The organism is Ramlibacter sp., from assembly GCF_035548915.1.
GTDB lineage: Bacteria > Pseudomonadota > Gammaproteobacteria > Burkholderiales > Burkholderiaceae_C > Ramlibacter.
Genome location: NZ_DASZSE010000003.1, coordinates 1 through 22,275, shown reverse-complemented (window position 1 = coordinate 22,275; position 22,275 = coordinate 1). Strand labels below are relative to the sequence as shown.

Below are 22,275 nucleotides of genomic sequence, written 5' to 3'. Positions count from 1 at the left end.
GCGCGCGATGGCCAGGACGCGAGAGACCCTGAAGAACGTGGCGGTCGAGGGCGCCACGCAGCCCGGCGTGGGCGGCGGCACGCCCACCCAGTACCGCGTCGCGGTGGCGGGCGCGTCCGGGCGCATGGGCCACATGCTGATCGAAGCGATCCGCGAGGCGCACGACTGCCGCCTTGCCGGCGCGCTCGACCTGCCGTCGAGCCCGTCGATCGGCAACGATGCGGCGGCCTTCCTCGGCCACGCGAGCGGCGTGCCCGTGACCGCCGACATCCGCACCGGCCTGCAGAACGCCGAAGTGCTGATCGACTTCACGCGGCCCGAGGGCACGCTGAATCACCTGAAGCTGTGCCGCGAACTGGGCGTGAAAGCCGTGATCGGCACCACGGGGTTCAGCGAGGCTCAGAAGGAGTTGATCGCCGACACGGCGCGCGACGTGGCGATCGTGCTCGCCCCCAACATGAGCGTGGGCGTGAACGTCACCTTCAAGCTGCTGGAGCTCGCCGCGAAGGTGCTGGACGACGGCTACGACATCGAAATCGTCGAGACGCACCACCGCCACAAGGTGGACGCGCCTTCGGGCACGGCGCTGAAGATGGGCGAAGTGATCGCGAAGGTTCTCGAGCGCGATCTGAAGAAGGTGGCCGTGTACGGCCGCGAAGGCGTGACGGGGGAGCGCGACGCACGCACGATCGGATTTTCCGCGGTGCGCGGCGGCGACATCGTCGGGGACCACACCGTGCTTTTCGCGGGCACCGGAGAACGCATCGAGATCACGCATCGAGCCGCGAACCGCGCGACTTACGCGCAGGGCAGTCTGCGCGCGGTGCGCTTCCTCGCGGACAAGGCGAGCGGCCTTTACGACATGTTCGACGTGCTCGGCCTGAAGTGAATGAGCGAGCCATCGTCATGCCCGAGCGAGGCTGCGGCACTCCCGAATCCGCCTCAGTCATCCACGAATCTTCTTCCGTCATTCCCGCGAAAGCGGCAATCCAGGGCGTCGGGAAGCCTGGGATCGCCCCCTTCGCGGGCATGACGGAGACACCGCCGCAATGAACCTCCTGCAGCTGCTGGCCCAGGGCGACGCGGTCACGGTGAGCGTGGCCGTGCTGCTGCTTGCAATGTCCGTATCGAGCTGGGTCGTGATCCTCTGGAAGGCGTGGCTGCTCCGGCGCGCGGCGCTCGACGTGGGGCGCAGCACCGCCGCCTTCTGGCAGGCGCCTTCGCTCGAGGCTGCGCAGCAGCACGTGACGGCCTTCGACCGCGAGGCGCTCGTGCTGCCGCTCATCGTCGCCACCCGCTTGCCCGAGCCCGGCTCGCTCGCCTCGGCGGGCGACAAGTCGCAGCAGCTCACGCGGCTCCTGCGCGACGCGCTGCACCGCGTGCTCGACAAGCTGCAGTTCGGTCAGGTGCTGCTCGCCACCGTGGGCTCGACGGCGCCTTTCGTGGGGCTTCTGGGCACCGTCTGGGGCATCTACCACGCGCTCACGGGCATCGCATCCGTCGGCCAGATCACCATCGACAAGGTCTCCGGGCCCGTGGGAGAGTCACTCATCATGACCGCGGCGGGCCTGGCCGTGGCGATTCCGGCCGTGCTCGGCTACAACATCTTCGGCCGCCTGATCGGGCGCATCGAAGCGGACCTCGAAGGCTTCGCGCGCGACCTGCGCGAACTACTCACGCACGGCGCGCCCGCGCCCGCGCAGGCGCTGGAAACGGAAGGCTGACCGTGCCCTTCGGACGGCTCGAGCGCACGCAGGGCCCCCAGCCCATGAGCGACATCAACGTCACGCCGCTCGTGGACGTGATGCTCGTGCTCGTGGTGATCTTCATCATCACCGCGCCTCTGCTCGCGAGCTCGATCCGGCTGGACCTGCCCCGCACCGACGCCGGCTCGCCGAGCGATTCGCCCCGTTTCGTGAGCGTGGCGGTGACCGCCGCCGGGCAGATGTACCTCGCCGACCGGCCGGTGAACCCGCCGCAACTGGCCGAAGCGCTGCTGCAGGCGGCCAAGCGCAACCCGGACACCGAAGTCCAGCTGCGCGCCGACGAGGGCGTGCCTTACGGACGGGTGGTCGAGGTGATGGGCCTGGTGCACGAGGCGGGGCTCAACCGCATCGGCTTCGTGACGCAGCCCCGGAAGAGATAATCCTTCGGATGCACGACAAGTACCAACACCTCGAAGTCGAGCGGGCCGCCCAGTCCGACTGGGCGGCGCGCGACGTCTACCGCGTGAGCGAGGACCCGAAGAAAAAGAAGTTCTACGCCTGCTCGATGCTGCCCTACCCTTCGGGCAAGCTCCACATGGGCCACGTGCGCAACTACACGATCAACGACATGTTGACGCGCTACCTGCGCATGAACGGCTACAACGTCCTCATGCCGATGGGGTGGGACGCGTTCGGCCTGCCCGCCGAGAACGCGGCGCTCAGGAACGGCGTGCCGCCCGCGAAGTGGACCTACGAGAACATCGCCTACATGAAGGGCCAGATGCAGGCGATGGGGCTGGCCATCGACTGGTCGCGCGAAGTCGCGACGTGCGATCCGGCCTACTACAAGTGGAACCAGTGGCTTTTCCTCAAGATGCTGGAAAAGGGCATCGCCTACCGCAAGACGCAGGTCGTGAACTGGGACCCGGTGGACCAGACCGTGCTCGCGAACGAACAGGTGATCGACGGCAAAGGCTGGCGCACCGGCGCCACGGTGGAAAAGCGCGAGATCCCCGGCTACTACCTGAAGATCACCGACTACGCCGACGAACTGCTGGACCATGTCCTTCACAAGCTCCCCGGCTGGCCCGAGCGCGTGAAGCTGATGCAGGAAAACTGGATCGGCAAGAGCGAAGGCGTGCGCTTCGCGTTCACGCACGACATCCGGGGCGACGACGGCCGGCCGATCGGCGACGGGCGCATGTACGTCTTCACGACGCGAGCCGACACGATCATGGGCGTGACGTTCGCGGCGGTGGCACCGGAGCATCCGCTCGCGCAGCACGCCGCGCGCTCCAACCCCGAGCTTGCCGCCTTCATCGAAGAGTGCAAGAAGGGCGGCACGACCGAGGCCGAACTCGCGTTGCGCGAGAAAGAAGGCATGGACACGGGCCTTGCGGTGATGCATCCGCTCACGCACGAGGAAGTGCCGCTGTGGGTCGGCAACTACGTGCTGATGCAGTACGGCGACGGCGCGGTGATGGGCGTGCCGGGCCACGACGAGCGCGATTTCGAGTTCGCGATGAAGTACCGCCTGCCGATCATGCAGGTGATCCACGTGGACGGCGAACACTACGACTACAAGCAGTGGCACGAGTGGTACGCCGACCGCGAAAACGGCGTCACGATCAACTCGGACATCTATAGCGGCTTCAGCTACCGGGAAGCCGTGGATGCCGTGGCGCACGCGCTGCAGCAAAAGGGCCTGGGCGGCAAGACCGTGCATTGGCGCCTGCGCGACTGGGGCGTGAGCCGCCAGCGCTACTGGGGCACGCCGATCCCGATCATCCACTGCGACGAACACGGCGCGGTGCCGGTGCCCTACGCGGACCTGCCCGTCATCCTGCCGCAGGACTGCGTGCCCGACGGCACGGGCAATCCGCTGAACAAGCGCGAGGATTTCCTCGCGTGCAAGTGCCCGGTCTGCGGCAAGGCGGCGCGGCGCGAGACCGACACGATGGACACGTTCGTGGATTCGTCGTGGTATTTCATGCGCTACTGCGACCCGCGCAACGAGGACGCGATGGTGGCCGCGGGCACGCAGTACTGGATGCCGATGGACCAGTACATCGGCGGCATCGAGCACGCGATCCTGCACCTGCTCTATGCACGATTCTGGACGAAGGTGATGCGCGACATGGGCCTCGTGAAGATCGACGAGCCCTTCACGCGCCTGCTCACGCAGGGCATGGTGCTGAACGAGGCGTTCTTCCGCCTGGATGGCGGCAAGCGCTACTACTGGGCCGAGGAACTCGACATCGAGCGCGACGAACACGCCAAGGTGATCTCGGCGAAGGCGAGGGACGACGGCCGGCCGGTCACGTACGAGGGCTGGACCACGATGTCCAAGTCCAAGAACAACGGCGTGGACCCGCAGGACCTGATCGAGCGCTACGGCGCCGACACGGCGCGTCTCTACACGATGTTCACCGCACCGCCGGAAGCGACGCTCGAATGGAACGACGCGGCGCTCGAAGGCTCCTACCGGTTCTTGCGCCGTGTATGGCTCTTCGGGCACAGGCTGAGCACGATCGCCGCGGCCGACCGCACGGCCGCGAGCTACGGCAGGCAGGCGCAGGCTTTGCGCCGCGAAATCCACACCGTGCTGCGCCAGGTCGACTACGACTACCAGCGGATGCAGTACAACACCGTCGTCTCCGGCGCGATGAAGATGCTGAACGCGCTGGAGGACTTCAGGGGGGTTGACGAAGCCGGTGCTTCGGCCGCGCTTTGCGAGGGCTTCGGGATTCTCCTGCGCGTGCTCTACCCCGTCACGCCGCACATCGCGCATCGGCTCTGGGGCGAGCTCGGATTCGCCGCGACGCTGGGCGACCTGCTCGATGCGCCGTGGCCGCGCGTGGACGAGGACGCGCTCAAGCAGGACGAGATCGAACTCGTGCTGCAGGTGAACGGCAAGCACCGCGGCTCGATCCTCGTTCCCGCGGCCGCGGACAAGTCGCAGATCGAGCAGATCGCGGTGGCGAGCGAGGCTTTCACGAAGCATGCGGGCGGGCACGCGCCGAAGAAGGTCATCGTGGTGCCCGGACGCCTCGTGAACCTCGTGGTGTGAGCATGGCCATGCGGCGGCGATCGATCTTTCCGGCCGCGGGTGCGGTGGCGTTGGCGTTGGCGTTGGCGTTGGCGATGTCGCTTGCGCTCGGAGGCTGCGGCTTTCAGCTGCGGCAGGCGCCGCATTTCGCTTTCGGCACGATCGTGGTCCAGGCGGCACCGGCCTCGACGATCGCGCAGGAACTGCGCCGCGACATGCAGTCGAGCGGGCAGGTGCAGGTGCTGTCCGAGGCGCAGCTCGCGAAAGCCGACGTGATCCTCGAGATCGCGACCGAGCTCAGGCAGAAGGTGGTGGTGGGGCTGAATGCGAGCGGGCAGGTGCGTGAATTCACGCTGCGTTCGCGGCTGCATTTCAAGCTGCGCACGCCCTCGGGCAAGGAGCTCATCCCCGATACGGAGCTGATCCAGGAGCGCGACATCAGCTTCAACGAATCGGCGGTGCTCTCGAAGGAGCAGGAGGAGAATCTTCTGTATCGCGACATGCAGTCCGACCTGGTGCAGCAGCTGATGCGGCGGCTCGCGGCGGTGAAGACGCTTTAGGGTTTTCCCACGCCTCACCTCCGTGCCGTTGCGGCAAGCCGTCTTTCCCCGAGAAAGCGGCGATCCACGCGCCCGTCCGTCATTCGCGCGAAAGCGGGAATTCACGCCCGCCCGTCATTCCCGCGAAAGCGGGAATCCACGCCCGTCCGTCATTCCCGCGAAAGCGGGAATCCAGTGGCTTTCCGTAAAGTCGCTGGATCCCCGCTTTCGCGGGGATGACGGTGGGAACCCACACGCCCGTCATTCGAGCGAAAGCGGGAACCCACGCCCGCCCGTCATTCCCGCGAAAGCGGGAATCCAGCGGCTTTCGGTAAAGTCGCTGGATCCCCGCTTTTCGCGAGGATGACTCCCGCGTGAACCCCGCATGCCCATGGACCTCGATCGCGCCGACCTCACCCTGCTGGACCTTCTGCAGAAGAACGGCCGCGCGACCGTGCAGTCGCTCTCCGAGGCGATCCACCTCTCCGCGCGCGCCACGCTCAACCGCGTGCGCCGGCTCGAAAAGGAAGGCCTCATCCGCGGCTATCGCGCACTCATCGACCGCGGCGCCCACGGCGAGCTCGTGTCGGTCTTCGCCGAGGTCGCACTGAAGGACCAGCGCCAGGCGAACGTGCAGCGCTTCGAGCGGCGCATGGCGCACCAGGCCGAAGTCGTCGCGTGCTGGGTCATCAGCGGCCGCTACGACTACCTGGTGCGGCTCGCCTGCCCCGGCCTCGACCACTACCACCGGCTCATCAGCGCGTGGCTCGACGACGCGAGTCTCGGCATCGAGAAGATCGTGACCAACATCGAACTGCAGACGATCAAGGAGTTCGCGGGCTTTCCGCTCCCGAAGTCCGGACGCCCGCCGTCAGGCGCCTGACGAGGCGTCCTACATCGCTTCCGATTCGGAAGTGCCATACCTCGGAAGTTGCCGTTGCCGCCGCGCGTCGAGGCGCGTTTTCGCGCTCACCGCACTGCCCGCGGCCGTAGACTTTTCGTATTCGCCGGAGCCTCACCATGGACGCATCGACCCACACGAACTCGCAGACTTTCATCGGCAAGGAAGCCCGTTTCGGCGCGCGCAACTATGCGCCCGTTGCGGTCGTCGTGGATCACGCGAAGGATTGCCTCGTGTGGGACGTCGAGGGCCGCGAGTACATCGACATGATGAGCGCCTACTCGGCCGTGAGCCACGGGCACCTGCACCCGCGCTTAGTCGCCGCGGCCGAACGGCAGCTGCGCAAGGTCGCCGTCACTTCGCGCGCGTACTACGGCACGACGCTCGGCCCCTTTCTCGAGAAGCTCTGCCAGCTCACCGGCATGCCGCGCGCGTTGCCGATGAATACCGGCGCGGAAGCCGCAGAAACCGCGATCAAGTGCGCGCGGCGCTGGGGCTGGAAGGCCAAGGGCATCGAGGACGGCAGGCAGGAAATCCTCGTGGCGCGCGGCAACTTCCACGGCCGCACCAGCACCATCATCAGCTTTTCGTCCGAGGCCGACTATCGGGCCGGCTTCGGGCCGCTCGCGACCGGCTTCGGGCACTTCGATTTCGGCGACATGGAAAGCGTGAAGGCCGCCGCGGGGCCGAACACGTGTGCCGTGTTCGTCGAGCCGATCCAGGGCGAGGCGGGCGTGATCGTGCCGCCGGCGGGCTTCTTCAAGGAACTGCGCGAATGGTGCACGGCCAACAATGTCCTTCTCATCATCGACGAGGTGCAGGCGGGGCTGGGCCGCACCGGCAAGTGGTTCGCGTTCGAGCACGAGGGCATCCGTCCCGACGGGCTCGTGCTCGGCAAGGCGCTGGGCGGCGGGCTGCTGCCCGTGTCCGCATTCCTCGCGCGCGAGGACGTGATGGAAGTGTTCAGTCCCGGCAGTCACGGTTCCACTTTCGGTGGAAACGCGCTCGCCGCCGCCGTGGCGCTGGAGGGCCTGAAGGTGCTGGAGGAAGAAGGGCTCGTGGCGCGCAGCGCGCAGATGGGCGAGTACCTCATCGCGCAGCTGCGTGACGTGCAGCGCGCCTCGCGCGGGCTCATTCGCGACGTGCGCGGGCGGGGGCTCTGGGTGGGGGTGGATGTGGAACCGTCGCTCGCGACGGCGCGAGAACTTGTGGAACGCCTCGCCAACGCCGGTGTTCTGTCGAAGGAAACGCACGAGACGGTGATCCGTTTCGCGCCGCCGCTCACGATCACGCGCGAGCTGATCGACAAGGCGGTCGCCGCGTTGCGCAAGGTGGTGGTGCAGAAGGCGGCGGAGCTCGGATTGCCCGAGCATCGGACGGATACGGCGCAAGCGTCCGCCTGAAGCGCGGCGTGGCGCGGTGGGGCACCCCGCGCGGCGTCGCGCGGTGGGGCACCCCGCGCGGCGTGGCGCGGTGGATCATCCTCGCGGCATCCCACCGGTACACTTGCCGGCATGCAGCTTTCGCCTGCCCAGCTCGCGGCGCACCTCGCCAAGGGCCTCAAGCCCCTCTACACCCTGCACGGTGACGAACCGCTTCTCGTCCAGGAAGCGGGCGACGCGATCCGCGCCGCGGCGCGCGAGCAGGGCTTCACCGAACGCACGGTGCACACCGTGGCCGGCGCGCATTTCGACTGGAGCGAAGTGCTCGCCGCGGGCGGCTCGCTCAGTCTCTTCGCGGACAAGCAGGTCGTGGAAGTGCGCATCCCCTCCGGCAAGCCCGGCAAGGACGGCGGCGCCGCACTGCAGCAGCTCGCGCAAGGTGCGCAGGGCAACGACTCGACGCTCACGCTGGTGCAGTTGCCGAAGCTCGATCGGATGACGAAGGACAGCGCGTGGTTCCGCGCGCTCGAAGGATCGGGCGTGACGCTGCAGCTCGATCCCGTCGAGCGCGCCGCACTGCCTCAGTGGATCGCGCAGCGTCTCGCCCGGCAGGGTCAGCGAGTGGCTCCGGGCGAGGAAGGGCAGCGCACGCTGCAGTTCTTCGCTGACCGCGTCGAAGGCAACCTGCTGGCCGCCCACCAGGAGATCCAGAAGCTCGCGCTGCTGTACGCACAGGGCGAGCTCGCCTTCGACCAGGTCGAAAGCGCCGTGCTGAACGTGGCGCGATACGACGTGTTCAAACTCTCCGAAGCCGTGCTGGCGGGCCAGGCGCAGCGCGTGCAGCGCATGCTCGACGGCCTTCAGGCCGAAGGCGAGGCGCCCGTGCTCGTGCACTTCACGCTCGCCGAGGACATCCGAGCCCTGAAGCGCGTGAAGGATGCGATGGCGCATGGCAAACCGCTGCCGGTGGCGTTGCGCGAGGCTCGCGTGTGGGGCGTGAAGGAGAGGCTCTACGAAAGGGTGCTGCCGCGCCTCACGGCCACCGCGGCGGAGAACCTGCTGCAGGCCGCGCATGCGGTCGACGGGGTCGTGAAGGGCCTGAAGGCGCCCGGATGGCCGGGGGATGCATGGCAGGCGCTGCATCGGCTCGCGATGGCGCTTTGCATGCAGGCCGCGGGGCTGGCCACCCCCCGCACGCGATAATGTCGCCATGAACGCGCTCAACGTCGCCGAATACGTGCAGGGTCTCGGGCTGCAGGCCCGGCAGGCCTCGGCGCGCATGGCGTCGGCGACCGCGGCCGAGAAGAACGCGGTGCTGCGCGGCATCGCGCGCCTCCTGCGCGAGAACGCGCAGGCGCTGCGTTCGGACAACGCGAAGGACCTCGAACGCGCGGCCGCCGGCGGCCTCGCCGCGCCGATGGTCGACCGCCTCACACTCACGCCGAAGATCATCGAAACGCTCGCGCAGGGCTGCGAGCAGCTCGCCGCGATGCCCGACATCATCGGCGAGATCGTCGGCATGCGCCAGCAGCCGTCGGGCATTCGCGTCGGGCAGATGCGCGTGCCGCTCGGCGTCTTCGGCATGATCTTCGAAAGCCGGCCGAACGTGACGATCGAAGCCGCGTCCCTCTCGATCAAGAGCGGCAACGCGTGCATCCTGCGCGGCGGCTCCGAAGCGATCGAATCGAACAAGGCGCTCGTGCGGCTCGTGCAGGAAGCGCTCGCGCAAGGGGGGCTGCCGACCGAGGCCGTGCAGCTTGTGCAGACGACCGATCGCGAAGCCGTGGGCCAGCTGATCGCGATGCCGCAGTTCGTGGACGTGATCATTCCGCGTGGCGGCAAGGGCCTGATCGAGCGCATCAGCCGCGAAGCGAAGGTCCCCGTCATCAAGCACCTGGACGGCAACTGCTACGTGTACGTCGACGACCCGTGCGACGTCGACATGGCGGTGCGGGTCGCGGACAACGCGAAGACGCAGAAGTACAGCCCCTGCAATGCCGCGGAGGGGCTCCTCGTCGCACGCGGTGTCGCGCGCGAGTTCCTGCCGAGGATCGGCGAGGTGTTCGCGGCCAAGGGGGTGGAGATGCGCTGCGACGCCGAGGCGAAGGCGATCCTCTCGACCTTCGCGAAGGTCGTCGATGCCACCGAGCAGGACTGGTACGAGGAATACCTCGCGCCGGTGATCGCGATCAAGATCGTGGACGGCGTAGACGCGGCGATCGCGCACATCAATCGCTACTCGTCGCATCACACCGACGCGATCCTCACGCGCGACCACGTGCACGCGCAGCGGTTCCTGCGCGAAGTCGATTCGGCGAGCGTCATGGTGAACGCGAGCACGCGCTTTGCCGACGGCTTCGAGTACGGGCTGGGCGCGGAAATCGGCATCAGCACCGACAAGTTCCACGCGCGCGGGCCGGTGGGCATCGAGGGCCTCACGTCGCTCAAGTGGGTGGTGCTGGGCAACGGGGAACTGCGGCAGTGACCTCGCACCGGTAGTGCTTGCAACCGGCTCGTCCGGCCCCAAATCCCTACAATTCACGTCCACCCCGATGGTCCCCCATCTCATCACCGCCCTCACCGGCCCCACCAACGAACTCGAGCAGCGCATCCTCGACTCGATGCCGGCCATCGAGCGCTGGTTCCGGCTCGAGTGGATGGAGCACACGCCGACCTTCTATGCGTCGGTGGACATCCGCAACGCGGGCTTCAAGCTCGCGCCGGTCGACACCAACCTCTACCCGGGCGGCTGGAACAACCTCACGCCCGAGATGCTGCCGCTCGCGGTGCAGGCGGCCATGGCGGCGATCGAAAAGATCTGCCCCGAGGCGAAGAACCTGCTCGTCATTCCCGAGAACCACACGCGCAACACGTTCTACCTGAGCAACGTGGTGCAGCTGCAGCGCATCTTCCACATGGCCGGGCTCAATGTGCGCGTGGGCTCCATCAACCCCGACATCAAGCAGCCGACGAAGATCGATCTGCCCAACGGCGAATCGGTGGTGCTGGAGCCGGTGGTGCGCAGCCGCCGCCGCCTGGGCCTCAAAGACTTCGACCCCTGCACGATCCTGCTGAACAACGACCTCTCCGCGGGGCCGCCCGGCATCCTCGAAGACCTGCACGAGCAGTACCTCCTGCCGCCGCTGCACGCGGGCTGGTCGGTGCGGCGCAAGAGCCGCCACTTCCAGAGCTACGAGGAAGTCGCCAAGCGCTTCGGCAAGATGCTCGGCATCGACCCGTGGCTCATCAATCCGATGTTCAACAAGTGCGGCGAGGTCGACTTCAACGAAGCGGCGGGCATGGATTGCCTGCAGACCAACGTCGACGCGCTGCTTGCCAAGATCCGCAAGAAGTACAAGGAATACGGCATCAACGAGAAGCCGTTCGCGGTGGTGAAGGCCGACAACGGCACCTACGGCATGGGCATCATGACCGTGCGCGACGTGAAGGACCTGGAGCAGGTGAGCCGCAAGACCAAGAACAAGATGTCGGTGGTGAAGGACGGCCAGCAGGTCTCGCAGGTCATCATCCAGGAAGGCGTGCTCACGGCCGAGCGGATCAACGAAGCCGTCGCGGAGCCCGTCGTGTACCTGATGGACCGCTACGTGGTGGGCGGCTTCTACCGCGTGCATGCGGAACGCGGCGATGACGAAAACCTGAATGCGCCCGGCGCGCATTACGTGCCGCTCGCTTTTGCGGAGAGTACGCGCTTACCCCAGCCGGGACAGAAACCGGGGGCGAGTGCGCCCAACCGCTTCTACATGTATGGCGTGATCGGCCGGCTGGCCATGCTCGCGGCCAGCTACGAGCTGGAAGCGACCGATCCGGATGCAGAGTCCTACGACTAGCGCGGCCGGCACGCTGGGCTGGAACCAGCGCGCGCAGGCCCAGTGGATGCGCGGCGAGCGGCAGGCCGCGATCGACAGCGTGCTGGCCGTCATCAACCAGTACCAGCGCCCGAAGCCGCTGAAGCTCGTGCTGCAGCTGGCCTACTACGTGTTCCTCTGCGGCGATCCGCGGGGCGCCGCGGTGTTCCTCGAGGACACGCGGCGGGACTATCCCGACGACGCGGACCTGCTCCTGAATCTCTCCGTCTGTCTCTCGCGAAGCGGCCAGTACGAGCCCGCGGTCGCGCGCATGCGCGAATGCCTGCGATCGCGCCCGGATGACCCCGTCGCTTACGACGGCCTCGCGGCCTCGCTCTACCAGCTCGGCCGTCACGAGGAGGCGGCGCAAGCGGGCACCCGCGCGCTCGTGCTGAAAGACAGCGCGATCGCCCCGCCGCCGCCCGACTGGCGCCTGCCCGCGGCGTCTCCCCGGCAGTGGCCCGGCCTCGCGGGCAAGCGCGACGTGGTCTCGTTCTCGCTCTGGGGCCGCAAGCAGCGCTACCTGCGCGGCGCGCTGGAAAACGCGCTCGCCGCGCCCACGCTCTATCCGGGATGGACTTTTGTCTTCTTCGTCGACGAAAGCGTACCGGAGGAGACGCGGCAGACGCTCTCGCGCCTGGGCGCCGAGCTGCGCCAGCAGCCCGCGGACCAGCCGATGCGCGATCGCCTGGCGTGGCGCTTCCAGGTGGCCAACGAGCCGGACGTTGGACGCTTCCTGGTACGCGACGTCGATTCCGTGGTGAGCGAACGCGAGCGCTCGGCGGTGGATGCATGGCTGCGGTCCGACTGCTGGTTCCACGCGATGCGCGACTGGTGGACCCACACCGACTTGCTCCTGGCAGGCATGTGGGGCGGCGTGGCCGGCGTGCTGCCGGACCTGCGCGACCTGCTTGCGAACTACCGCCCCGCGGCGATGGAGACTCCCAACGTCGACCAGTGGTTCCTGCGCGACCGCGTGTGGTCGTACGTGCGCACGAGCTGCCTCGTGCACGATCGCTGCTTTTCGCCGCCGGGCGCGGTGCCCTGGCCGCAGCCGCCCACGCAAGGGTTCCACGTGGGGCAAAACGAGTTCGCGGTGCGCAGGCACGAGCAAGAGCAGCGCATCGCGACGGTGCTCGGCACGAAAGGAAAGGTCCGCGCAGGTTGAACCCGGCACGCAGCTTGGCTGCAACGGACGGCCTCATGCCGGACCGGCCGGCCGGGCAAAATGGCGTTCCCCAAGACAAAAGAAGGGTCCCGGGTCCGGGAGAAGGGCCGCGGGACGCGTCGTGCAGAATTCGAAATCATCGCTGGCGCCCCTGACCCTTGCCGCACTCGGTGTCGTCTACGGCGACATCGGCACGAGCGTCCTCTACGCCGTGAAGGAAGTGTTCGGCCATGGCCACGTGGCGCTCACCCCGGACAACGTCTACGGCATCCTGTCCATCTTCTTCTGGACGCTCACCGTCATCGTCTCGATCAAGTACGTCGTGCTCGTGCTCAGAGCGGACAACAAGGGAGAAGGCGGTCTGGTCGCCATGCTTGCGCTTGCCTCGCAAGCCGTGAAGGAAAAGCCCCGGCTGCGCCGCCTGCTCCTGGCAGTGGGTGTGTTCGGAACGTCCCTTTTCTACGGCGACGGCGTGATCACCCCGGCGATCTCGGTGCTGTCTGCGGTGGAGGGCCTCGAGGTCGTGTCGCCGGAGCTCACGGAGTGGGTGATCCCGCTCACGCTCGTGATCCTGCTCGGGCTCTTTTCGTTCCAGAAGCGCGGCACGAGCGGCGTGGGCCGCTACTTCGGGCCGGTGACGCTCATCTGGTTCTTCACGATCGCGCTGCTCGGCATCTCCCACATCGTCGACCATCCGGAAATCCTCGCGGCGCTCAGCCCGCACCACGCGGTGCGGTTCATGTGGCACCACCCGAAGATCACGTTCTTCATCCTCGGCGCGGTGGTGCTGTGCGTGACGGGCGCGGAGGCGCTCTACGCGGACCTCGGCCACTTCGGCAAGCGGCCGATCCGCCTCGCGTGGTTCGGTGTCGTGATGCCCGCGCTCACGCTCAACTACTTCGGCCAGGGCGCGCTGCTGCTGGACCATCCGGAGGCGGTGAAGAACCCCTTTTTCCTGCTCGCGCCCGAATGGGTGACGCTGCCGCTCGTGGTGCTCGCGACGGCGGCCACGGTGATCGCGTCGCAGGCGCTCATCACCGGCGCGTACAGCGTGACCAAGCAGGTGATCCAGCTCGGCTACCTGCCGCGCCTGAACGTGCAGCACACGAGCGTGAAGGACATGGGGCAGATCTACATGCCGGCGGTGAACTGGGGGCTCTTCGTCGCGATCGTGCTCGCGGTCGTGATGTTCCGCTCCTCCAGCAACCTGGCGGCCGCCTACGGCATCGCGGTGACGCTGGACATGTCGATCACGACCACGCTCACGTTCTTCGTGATCCGCTACGCGTGGCGCTATCCCCTGTGGCTGTGCATTCTCGCCACGTCGTGGTTCTTCGTCGTCGATTTCACGTTCTTCGCGTCCAACCTGCTGAAGCTGCTGCAAGGCGGCTGGTTCCCGCTCGTGATCGGCGGCGGCGTGTTCACCCTCATGGTCACGTGGAAGCGCGGCCGGGAGCTGCTGAACGAGAAGCTTCGCTCGGACGCGATCCCGCTGAAGGAATTCCTCGAATCCGTCTTCCTGAGCCCGCCCACGCGCGTGCCGGGGACCGCGGTGTTCCTTACCGCAGAGACCGGCACCGTGCCCAACGCGCTGCTGCACAACCTGAAGCACAACAAGGTGCTGCACGAGAACAACCTCTTCGTCACCGTGCGCAACCACGAGACGCCCTGGATCGGCATGGACCGCCGGGTGGAAATCGAGCCGCTCGGCCACCACTGCTGGCAGGTGATCGTGCACTACGGCTTCAAGAACGACCCGGACCTGCCCCGAGCGCTCGAACACATCCGTGCGCGCGGCTGCGAGCTCGAGGCCATGACGACCAGCTACTTCCTTTCGCGCGACGTGGTCGTGCCCACCATCGGCAGCGGCATGGCGCCCTGGCGCGAGAAGCTCTTCGCCCAGATGCACCACAACGCGAGCGCGGCCTCCGAATTCCTGAACCTGCCGAACAATTCCGTGGTCGAGCTGGGCTCCAAGATCGAAATCTGATCGGCAGCCGCCGGGCGAAGTCCTACGCTGCCTCCCGCGCGAGGCCGATTGCCCGCGGTGCGGGGGCCTGGGAAGCTCGGCTTCATCGAACTCGAGGACTACCGACAATGCAAGGACACAAAGTCTGCGCCGCGAAGGCCTGCGCCATGATCGTGCTTGCGATCGGCATGAGCGGCGGCACGGTGCAAGCGATGGCGGCGAAGCATCCCGCCAAACCTGCCGCGAAGGCCGCGGCGCCTGCACACCCCCGCGCGGAAGCGGTGGTCGTGACCGTCCAGCCGCCCTCCGGCCAATGGGAACCCAAGCCGCCCGCAGCCCAGGGGTGGGTGTGGTCGTCCGGGTACTACGAGTGGAAGGACGGCCGCTTCGAATGGAAGAAGGGCGAGTGGGTCCAGGACCGCGAGGGCATGGACTACCGCCAGCACGAGTGGGTGGCCGCGGGCCCGGGCAAGTGGAAACTCGTGGGCGGCGACTGGGTGGCGGAGAACCACGCGTCCGCTGCGAAGTAGGCGTTCGGTAGGTTCTTCGGATTTGTGCAACAGTACGGGCGGACTCTCATTCGCCCGTTCCGATGCACGACCTTCTCTTCGTCGCCGACCCGCTGGAGGTCTTCAAGACCTACAAGGACACTACCTTTTCGATGATGCGGGAGGCCCAGCGGCGCGGCCACCGCATCGTCGCCTGCGAGCCGCGCGACATCAGCTGGCGCTCGGGCGAGCTCGTGCACGCGCAGGTGCGCGAAATCGTGCTCACCGGCTCGCAGGACGCCTGGTTTCGCGAAGAGCGTTCGGGCACGCGAGCGCTCGCGGACTTCGCCGCGGTGATCATGCGCAAGGACCCGCCGTTCGATTCCGAATACTTCTATGCCACGCATCTGCTCGAGCAGGCCGAGCGTGAAGGCGCGCGCGTCTTCAACAAGCCCGCGGCGCTGCGCGACCACCCCGAGAAACTCGCGATCCTCGAGTTCTCGCAGTACGTGAGCCCGACGCTCGTCACGCGCAATCCCGAGGAGGTGCGGCGCTTCCACGAAGAGCACGGCGAGATCATCCTGAAGCCGCTCGACGGCATGGGCGGCATGGGCATCTTCCGCGTGGGCGCGGACGGGCTCAACCTCGGCTCGATCATCGAGACTTTGAACCATCACGGCGCGACCACGATCATGGTGCAGCGCTTCGTGCCCGAGATCGCGCAGGGCGACAAGCGCGTGCTCGTGATCGGGGGCAAGGTCGTGCCGTACTGCCTCGCGCGCATCCCGCAGGGAAGCGAAATCCGCGGCAATCTCGCGGCGGGCGGCAAGGGCGTGGCGCAGCCGATCTCGGCGCGCGACCGCGAGATCGCCGAAGCGCTCGGGCCGGTGCTCCATGCGCGCGGGCTGCTTCTGATCGGGCTGGATGTGATCGGCGACTATCTGACCGAAATCAACGTGACGAGCCCGACGTGTTTCCAGGAGATCGCGCAGCAGTCGGGGTTCGACGTGCCGGGGATGTTCATCGATGCGCTGCAAGAGGCATTGAAGAAGGACGAGTGAAGGCGATGCCGCCGTGCTCGTCTCTCACCCCACCGCTTCCCCATCCACGAACACCTTCAACTCTCCCTCCCGCATCCGCATCCACTCCTCGTTCACGGTGAGCGGCGCGGTCACCACCACCGCCACCTTGTCCTTCGGCGTGGTATTGCGGGCGAAGTCGATCGACAGATCGTCGTCCGCGAGCTTCGCGTGCGCGAAGGGGTGCTTGCGCTCGACGTAATAGAGATTGGTCGAGCAGTGCGACCACAGCGCCTCGCCGTTGGACAGCATGAAGTTGAACGGCCCGTGCCTGGCGATCCGTGCGGCCAGCTCGCGCAGCGTGAGCGTGAGCTCCCCCACGCTCGGCACGCCCGCGTGCGACTTCTGCATCTCCTGCACGATCCAGCAGAAGGCGCGCTCGCTGTCGGTGCTGCCCACGGGCCTGAAGCTCGCGTGCAGGCGCGGATGGAAATTCTTCAGGTCTCCGTTGTGCGCGAACACCCAGTAGCGGCCCCACAGCTCGCGCACGAAGGGGTGGCAGTTCTCCAGCGCCACCCCACCCTGGGTTGCCTTGCGGATGTGGGCGATCACGTTGCGGCTCTTGATCGGGTAGCGCCGGATGAGATCGGCCACCGGTGACTCGGAGGCGGGCTGGTGATCGACGAAGTGGCGCAGGCCGCGGCCTTCGAAGAACGCGATGCCCCAGCCGTCGACGTGTTCGCCCGTGCGGCCGCCGCGCTGCGCGAAACCGGCAAAGCTGAACTGCACGTCGGTCGGCGTGTTGCAGTTCATCCCGAGCAGCTGGCACATGGGAGACGATTATTGGGCAGAGCGCGCGGCAGGGGATCGATCCTTCAGCTGCCAGGCCGCGAGCAGCGCGAGCCCGCAGAGGCCGGCCAGCATCCAGAAAGACTCATCGAAGGCGGCGAGCCGCGCCGCGCTGGTGGCGGGGTTGGCGAGCGAATCGCCATGCGCGGCGATGCGCCACTCCAGCACGATCGCGCACAGGCTCACCCCGGTCGCGCCGCCCAGCATGCGCAGGAAGTTGATGGCGCTCGCGCCGTGGGGAATCAGCGTCTTGTCGAGCGTTCGCATCGAGCCGATGTTGAGCGACGGCAGGATGAAGCCGAAACCCACGCGCCCGAGCGTGACCCAGGTGACGAGCAAGACGAGCGGGGCCTGCAGGGGCACGGTGGGCATGAGCACGAACGACGCGCCGAGCATCGCAAGCCCCACGCTCACCAGCACATGGGTCGGAACCCGGTGCGTGATGCGGCCGACCGCGCCGATGGTGAGCGCAAGCGCGATGCCCGAGGGCAGCATGATCGTGCCGACGTGCGCCGCGGGCAGCTCGAGCGCGAGCAGCATGTAGATGGGAAGCAGGTACGTCGAGCCGAAGAGCGCGGTGCCGTAGATGAAGGACACGATGGTGCCCATGGCATAAGTGCGGTGCGTGAAGAGCTTGAGATTCATGAGCGCGCTGCCGCCGCGCGCCTGTCGGCGTTTCTGCCACGCGATGAAGGCGACGACGGCCGCGGCCGCGCCCGCGAGCAGCGCGACGGCCGAACCGTGCGAAGTCCCGCGCAGCTGGATCAGCCCGTTCAGGAGGCAAAGCGTCCCCGCCGCGCCGAGCGCAAGGCCCGGCCAATCCAGTTGCGCGTCGCGCTGGGCCGCGCCGCCACCCGGTGACGTGACGGGCACGAAGCGGAAGGCGAGGTAGAGCGAAGCGATGCAAAACGGCACCACCATGAAGAAGATCGAGCGCCAGCCGAACCAGTCCACGAGCAGCCCGCCGATGCTCGGCCCGATGGCCGGTGCGAGCACCACCCCCATGCCGAAGAGGCTGCTCGCACGCCCCTGCTCGTGCGGCTCGAACGCGCGCAGCATGATGATGGCGGGGATGGGCTGCACGATGCCGGCGGAAAGGCCTTCGGCCACGCGCGCGGCGAGGATCAGCCAGAACTCGGACGCGACGCCGCCCGCGATGCCGCCTGCCATCAGCAGCAGCATCGTCATCACGTAGGTGCGCCGGTAGCCGAAGCGCGCCAGCATCCACGGCGTGGTGAGCATGCCGACAGTGGAGGCGACCATGAAGCCGGAGCTGACCCACTGCGCGCTTTCCTGGCCGAGCGCGAAATGGCGGCTCATGTCGGGAATGGCGACGTTGACGATGGTGGACGACATGATCGAGGCCATGGTGCCGACCATGACGGAGCCGAGCAGTATCCACCGGTAGCGCTCGCCGTACCGTTGCCGAAGCGCGGCGATGCCGCCTGCTTCAGGCGTGTCTGGATTTTCCTGGATGGGCGATTGCACGAGTATTGCCATCATAGAAGCTCGCGCCGCCCGCGAGCGATCGACACCGTGCCCGCCCAGGGCGTGGCGCGCTATGAAGCGCCGGGTTTTGCCGAGGCGCGGCTGCGAGCACTTTCCTGGCAGGCTGCGCAGATGCACGCGAGCCCGCGCGCGGCGAGCGGCACGGCATTCACGAGGTCATCGGAGAAATCCACCTTCGTGCACCAGCAAGGTGGCTGCTTCACGCCGGTCTGCTTCTCCACTTCCATGGCGCAGCGGTTGGGCTTGCCGCACAGGGGGCAGAGATCGGGATTCATGATGCGATCGTATCAACGGCACAGCCCGCGTTGTCGCGCCACTTGGGACGCGCGCGCGTAGACTGCGCGCCTGCGCTGCAGGCCCTTGAAGACTTCAGGCCGCGAGCGCCTGCGGCTCGGCGCGGGAGAGACGATCGATCGCATGCTGCACGACTTCGTGGCCTTCGATCGGGCGCAGCAGCCGGTTCATGACGAGCCGCTGCAGGCTGCGCCGCGTCATGGAGTGCGGCAGTCCGCCGTGGCTTTCGAACATGAAGAAGGCCGAATTCGTGCTCGTCCACGTGAGCCGCGCGCGCAGCCACTCCTGGCGCGAGAAGAGATCGACCCAGCTGCCCACCTGCAGCAGCGCGATGAGTGCGTCGGCGCGCTGCGTGTCGAGCGGGCCCGGCGCGACGTTCCTTGCGGGCTCGAGCGATGCGTGCGCCGGTTGCACCTGCGCTTCCGCCGGCAGCTGCGCGAAATCGCTCGGCAGCGTGTCTCCGAAGCCGACATTCTGCAGCTCGCCCCGGGTGAGCCATAGCCCGTCGCCCTGCCTCGGCGACGCCTGCGGCTCGCCGCAGGCCAATTCCGGCTCCGGCAGGATTTCGCTCGGGATCTCGAACGCCTGTTTGCGGTGCCGCGCACGCAGCTTCATCACCGGCCGATGCAGGCGCTCCAGCGCGGCGAAGAATTCGTCGTTGTCGCCCGGCGCTTCCCCAAGCAGGTCCAGCCCGGCACGCAGCTTCGCGAGCACGGGGGGGATCAGCTCGAAGGCCCGCGCGGGGTCCTTCAGCACGGTGTCGCGCTTCACGGTCCACAGCAGATCGGTGATGACCGCACCGAACCCGCCCGGATCGATCTCCTGGCCGCCCGCTTTCAGCCGCGCATGCGCCATCACGAGCGACCAGCGGTCGAAGAGGAAGTCCTGCACGGCCGCCGGTGCGCCCTCGAGGTCGCTGCGCTGCCCGAGCGTCCAGGCGATCTGGCCGGCCTCCTGCTGGCGCCTTTCCGCGAACTGGACGGCCTCGAGCAGTTTCGCGCGCTGCGCTTCCTGCTCGCGGTCCTGCGCGTCCCACGCCGTTTCGAGCGAACGCAGCTGATCGGCGAACGGCGTGTCGTCGGCGAGCGCCTCCAGTTCGTTCAGCGCGCGAAAGCTCGTGCTGATCTCGTCGAAGAACGTCTTGAACTGCGGCGAGAATTCGTCGTTGTAGTGAAAGCTGCGCTGCGCCACGCGCGCGACGAGCTTGCGCGCCGGGTGCTCCGCCGCACCGAAGAAGCGGGGCGACTTCAGCGCGAGGCGCGCGAGCGAGGGCTCGAGCGCGACGATCGCTTCGCGCACGGGCGCGAGCAGCCGATCGTCTCGGGCGACCTGATCGAGGAGCTGGTGGACGACTTCCAGCCCCAACACCTGTCCGACGTTGTTGGCCTGCTGCTTCAGGCGCGCTCGCACCAGCTTGCGTTGCCGCGGCGCGGCGAGGGCGCCCCAGACCTCGCGCGAAAGCGGGCTGTCGGTGCCGACTTCGCGCACGGGGCGCTCGACGGCGGGCAACGCCGCGCGGGCCTGCAGTGCGGCCGAGTCGGGCGGCGCCTCATCCCAGCTTCGTTCGAGCTCGGCCACCTCGTGCTCGACACGGTGGTAGTAGGAAGGCTCGAGCGCGTGCTGCTCCTGCGCGGAGCCACGGAACAGGAAGTCGGCGAAGAGCGGGCCGCGCAGGGCTTGTGTGATGAGCTCCACGAAGCCGGAGGCGGTGTACCGGCGCGCGGGCGAAGCGGCGCCCATTTGCGCGTCATGCCGGCTCTGTGAGGGCGCTGTCACCTGTCGCTGCGACTGCATCGGACCTCGATGCGGCTGCACATGCAAAGGCATCGGATGCGATTGCATGGGCGTCGGGTGCGAGCGCTCGGCCAGCGGCATCGGTTGCGAATGCATCGGCATCGGCTGCGAAGCCCGTGCGAGCGGCGCGGGCGCCGTCACGACGCGATACGCCGCGGCTTCCACGCGCGCCTGCTTCAGCCGCGCGGCGGCGCTGCGATAAAGCTCCACGAGGTGCGCGCCGATCGGCCGCGCCATGTGGCGCATCCAGATCGCGGGCCAGCGTGGCGGCGGCTGGCATTCGCCCAGCACCGTGCGCAGAGCTTGTGCGAACACTTCGGGACGCAGCGGATTTTCTTCCGGATGCACGCCCTCCAGGCCGAGCGCGCTACTCATGAGCGTGTCGAGTTCGCAGAGCGGCTGCTCCACGGCGGCCGCCAGTTGTTGCGTGAGCCGCGACGTTTCGATCGACTGCATCAGCTCGCCGTCGTCCACGAGGCTGAGGGAGGACGGCCGGATCGTCAACGTGGCGGGCGATTTGCGCGGGGGCTTCAGCAATGCGTCGCGCAGGACTTGCGGAAACCGCGCGCCCCAGCTCAGACGCTGCAGCGCAAGTTCATGCAGTGCGGCGGTGTACTCCTGTCGATCGAGGGGGTTGTCGAGGCGCCGGCGCTCTTCCTCCAGCGCGTTCTCGGCATGTTCGCTCGCCTGCTGCACCATGGCGAGCGCGCGCGCGACGGCGTCGTCGAAGCATGCGTGAAGGACGGCAGGCAATGGCATGGCGCAGCTCAGCGTGGACGCCATTAGGCCGAATGCTTGCGTGAAGCGCCGAGGTATTGCTGCACGGAAACCCGACCTGATGCGATTGGTTTCAGTCGTTACCCGCAACGGGCTAGGCGCGAAGCTCACTTTCCGCTCGCGCACAACCTTGGCCTGTGCTTGCTGCTGCAGCACTCGGCGCGTCTCGTTCGCAGCGATCCGCGCGCCGCCGCCGCCGCCGCCCTAGACCTTTGTCTCGCTGGCTGTTGGCCGAGGCGGTCTCGGCGGGTCTGGCACATGTGTGACGCGGATGAGTCATCGAGTGAGTGCAAACCCACGCGAGTCGATAACCCTACACATTGGAAGCCTACGCGGGCTTTTCGCTAAACAAATCCGCTGGCGTGGGGATGTATTGGTTATGAGCGGTGCCTATTCCGGGCGGCCGCCACAGACCCACAGGAAGAAGAACCCACATGGTTGCAATCGTCAGCGGCAACACGCTCGGCCTGGGCTTGACATCGCTTGCCACGCTCGGTGAGGCGGGCGTGACGGGGCAGGCGGCCTCGGGCTCGAGCAGCGAGCGGGCGTACGTGAACGTGGCCAACGGCAACCTCATCGTGCAGGACGAGGACGAGCGGCTGAAGGGGGTGGGGATCGACGGGGTTGCCTTGCGCACGTACAACAGCCTGGGGGCGCTGGATGACGACAACGCAGACAACTGGTCCACCGGCACGTACACGCGCAACCTCACAGCCGCCGGCCCCCCCAATACGGCAGGCAGCACGGTGATGCGCACCGCCCCCGACGGCGCGCAGGCGCTCTACGCGTGGGATGCGACAGCGCAGCTTTACCGCAGCACCGCTGGCGCAGGCGCCTACGACACGATCGCCTACGACGCGCCGAGCGCCACCTACAGCTGGAGCGACGGTGCGAGCGGCGCCACCGAGAAGTATCGTGCTGTGGACGGCCGGCTGCTGTGGGCCAGCGACGCGCGGGGCAACACC

The 22,275-nt window shown here is 67.5% G+C and carries 19 protein-coding genes; 15 read left to right on the top strand and 4 right to left on the bottom strand.

Features of this window, described 5'->3' with window-relative positions:
• Positions 1-7 precede the first annotated feature (7 nt).
• The 14 genes from dapB (at position 8) to gshB (ending at position 16,129) form a co-directional block, all read left to right on the top strand.
• Positions 8-889, top strand: coding sequence for a 4-hydroxy-tetrahydrodipicolinate reductase (gene dapB / locus VHA82_RS00465; protein ID WP_325539135.1), 882 nt, complete (start codon positions 8-10; stop codon positions 887-889).
• Positions 890-1,049: 160 nt separating this feature from the next.
• Positions 1,050-1,724 carry a MotA/TolQ/ExbB proton channel family protein gene (locus tag VHA82_RS00460; protein WP_325539133.1) on the top strand — a complete coding sequence of 225 codons (675 nt, stop codon included), beginning with the start codon at positions 1,050-1,052 and terminating at the stop codon, positions 1,722-1,724.
• 2 nt (positions 1,725-1,726) lie between these two features.
• Complete coding sequence (locus VHA82_RS00455) at positions 1,727-2,146, top strand: biopolymer transporter ExbD (RefSeq protein WP_325539131.1); 420 nt, start codon at positions 1,727-1,729, stop codon at positions 2,144-2,146.
• Positions 2,147-2,154: 8 nt separating this feature from the next.
• Positions 2,155-4,776 (top strand): leucine--tRNA ligase, encoded by a 2,622-nt coding sequence (leuS, locus tag VHA82_RS00450; RefSeq protein ID WP_325539129.1) that lies wholly within the window; start codon positions 2,155-2,157, stop codon positions 4,774-4,776.
• Positions 4,777-4,784: 8 nt separating this feature from the next.
• On the top strand, positions 4,785-5,315 hold the full coding sequence (gene lptE / locus VHA82_RS00445; RefSeq protein WP_325539187.1) for an LPS assembly lipoprotein LptE: 531 nt from the start codon (positions 4,785-4,787) through the stop codon (positions 5,313-5,315).
• Positions 5,316-5,685: 370 nt separating this feature from the next.
• Positions 5,686-6,177, top strand: a complete 492-nt coding sequence (locus VHA82_RS00440; RefSeq protein ID WP_325539127.1) for an Lrp/AsnC family transcriptional regulator — start codon at positions 5,686-5,688, stop codon at positions 6,175-6,177.
• 137 nt (positions 6,178-6,314) lie between these two features.
• Entirely contained in the window at positions 6,315-7,598 is a 1,284-nt protein-coding gene (gene rocD, locus VHA82_RS00435) for an ornithine--oxo-acid transaminase (RefSeq protein WP_325539125.1), read from the top strand.
• 111 nt (positions 7,599-7,709) lie between these two features.
• Complete coding sequence (holA, locus tag VHA82_RS00430; protein ID WP_325539123.1) at positions 7,710-8,780, top strand: DNA polymerase III subunit delta; 1,071 nt, start codon at positions 7,710-7,712, stop codon at positions 8,778-8,780.
• A gap of 7 nt (positions 8,781-8,787) precedes the next feature.
• Positions 8,788-10,062 carry a glutamate-5-semialdehyde dehydrogenase gene (locus VHA82_RS00425; RefSeq protein WP_325539121.1) on the top strand — a complete coding sequence of 425 codons (1,275 nt, stop codon included), beginning with the start codon at positions 8,788-8,790 and terminating at the stop codon, positions 10,060-10,062.
• Positions 10,063-10,129: 67 nt separating this feature from the next.
• The gene (gene gshA / locus VHA82_RS00420) at positions 10,130-11,425 is read left to right on the top strand and encodes a glutamate--cysteine ligase (RefSeq protein WP_325539119.1); all 1,296 of its coding nucleotides are present in this window, start codon (positions 10,130-10,132) and stop codon (positions 11,423-11,425) included.
• Entirely contained in the window at positions 11,406-12,611 is a 1,206-nt protein-coding gene (locus tag VHA82_RS00415; protein ID WP_325539117.1) for a tetratricopeptide repeat protein, read from the top strand. The genes gshA and VHA82_RS00415 overlap by 20 nt, the downstream gene beginning before the upstream one ends.
• Before the next feature lie 121 nt (positions 12,612-12,732).
• Complete coding sequence (locus VHA82_RS00410) at positions 12,733-14,601, top strand: potassium transporter Kup (protein ID WP_325539115.1); 1,869 nt, start codon at positions 12,733-12,735, stop codon at positions 14,599-14,601.
• Between the two features lie 107 nt (positions 14,602-14,708).
• Positions 14,709-15,110: a hypothetical protein gene (locus VHA82_RS00405; RefSeq protein ID WP_325539113.1), complete on the top strand. Its 402-nt coding sequence runs from the start codon at positions 14,709-14,711 to the stop codon at positions 15,108-15,110.
• Between the two features lie 62 nt (positions 15,111-15,172).
• Positions 15,173-16,129 carry a glutathione synthase gene (gene gshB, locus VHA82_RS00400; protein WP_325539111.1) on the top strand — a complete coding sequence of 319 codons (957 nt, stop codon included), beginning with the start codon at positions 15,173-15,175 and terminating at the stop codon, positions 16,127-16,129.
• 24 nt (positions 16,130-16,153) lie between these two features.
• Here the strand turns inward: gshB and VHA82_RS00395 are convergent, their stop codons facing one another.
• The 4 genes from VHA82_RS00395 to VHA82_RS00380 all read right to left on the bottom strand — a co-directional run bounded on the left by VHA82_RS00395 (position 16,154) and on the right by VHA82_RS00380 (position 21,292).
• Entirely contained in the window at positions 16,154-16,918 is a 765-nt protein-coding gene (locus tag VHA82_RS00395; protein ID WP_325539110.1) for a class II glutamine amidotransferase, read from the bottom strand.
• 9 nt (positions 16,919-16,927) lie between these two features.
• Positions 16,928-18,424 (bottom strand): MFS transporter, encoded by a 1,497-nt coding sequence (locus VHA82_RS00390; RefSeq protein WP_325539109.1) that lies wholly within the window; start codon positions 18,422-18,424, stop codon positions 16,928-16,930.
• A gap of 71 nt (positions 18,425-18,495) precedes the next feature.
• Positions 18,496-18,720 (bottom strand): cysteine-rich CWC family protein, encoded by a 225-nt coding sequence (locus VHA82_RS00385; RefSeq protein WP_325539107.1) that lies wholly within the window; start codon positions 18,718-18,720, stop codon positions 18,496-18,498.
• 94 nt (positions 18,721-18,814) lie between these two features.
• Complete coding sequence (locus tag VHA82_RS00380) at positions 18,815-21,292, bottom strand: DUF1631 family protein (RefSeq protein WP_325539105.1); 2,478 nt, start codon at positions 21,290-21,292, stop codon at positions 18,815-18,817.
• Positions 21,293-21,744: 452 nt separating this feature from the next.
• On the opposite strand from VHA82_RS00380, the gene VHA82_RS00375 reads away from it, so the two are divergent.
• The coding region (locus VHA82_RS00375; RefSeq protein WP_325539103.1) for a hypothetical protein at positions 21,745-22,275 on the top strand (531 nt) is incomplete at its 3' end.

Coding starts and splice junctions, on each gene's coding strand:
- dapB (WP_325539135.1), top strand. CDS start 8: ATGGCCAGGACGCGAGAGACCCTGAAGAACGTGGCGGTCGAGGGCGCC.
- VHA82_RS00460 (WP_325539133.1), top strand. CDS start 1,050: ATGAACCTCCTGCAGCTGCTGGCCCAGGGCGACGCGGTCACGGTGAGC.
- leuS (WP_325539129.1), top strand. CDS start 2,155: ATGCACGACAAGTACCAACACCTCGAAGTCGAGCGGGCCGCCCAGTCC.
- lptE (WP_325539187.1), top strand. CDS start 4,785: ATGCGGCGGCGATCGATCTTTCCGGCCGCGGGTGCGGTGGCGTTGGCG.
- VHA82_RS00440 (WP_325539127.1), top strand. CDS start 5,686: ATGGACCTCGATCGCGCCGACCTCACCCTGCTGGACCTTCTGCAGAAG.
- rocD (WP_325539125.1), top strand. CDS start 6,315: ATGGACGCATCGACCCACACGAACTCGCAGACTTTCATCGGCAAGGAA.
- holA (WP_325539123.1), top strand. CDS start 7,710: ATGCAGCTTTCGCCTGCCCAGCTCGCGGCGCACCTCGCCAAGGGCCTC.
- VHA82_RS00425 (WP_325539121.1), top strand. CDS start 8,788: ATGAACGCGCTCAACGTCGCCGAATACGTGCAGGGTCTCGGGCTGCAG.
- gshA (WP_325539119.1), top strand. CDS start 10,130: ATGGTCCCCCATCTCATCACCGCCCTCACCGGCCCCACCAACGAACTC.
- VHA82_RS00415 (WP_325539117.1), top strand. CDS start 11,406: ATGCAGAGTCCTACGACTAGCGCGGCCGGCACGCTGGGCTGGAACCAG.
- VHA82_RS00405 (WP_325539113.1), top strand. CDS start 14,709: ATGCAAGGACACAAAGTCTGCGCCGCGAAGGCCTGCGCCATGATCGTG.
- gshB (WP_325539111.1), top strand. CDS start 15,173: ATGCACGACCTTCTCTTCGTCGCCGACCCGCTGGAGGTCTTCAAGACC.
- VHA82_RS00395 (WP_325539110.1), bottom strand. CDS start 16,918: ATGTGCCAGCTGCTCGGGATGAACTGCAACACGCCGACCGACGTGCAG.
- VHA82_RS00385 (WP_325539107.1), bottom strand. CDS start 18,720: ATGAATCCCGATCTCTGCCCCCTGTGCGGCAAGCCCAACCGCTGCGCC.
- VHA82_RS00380 (WP_325539105.1), bottom strand. CDS start 21,292: ATGCCATTGCCTGCCGTCCTTCACGCATGCTTCGACGACGCCGTCGCG.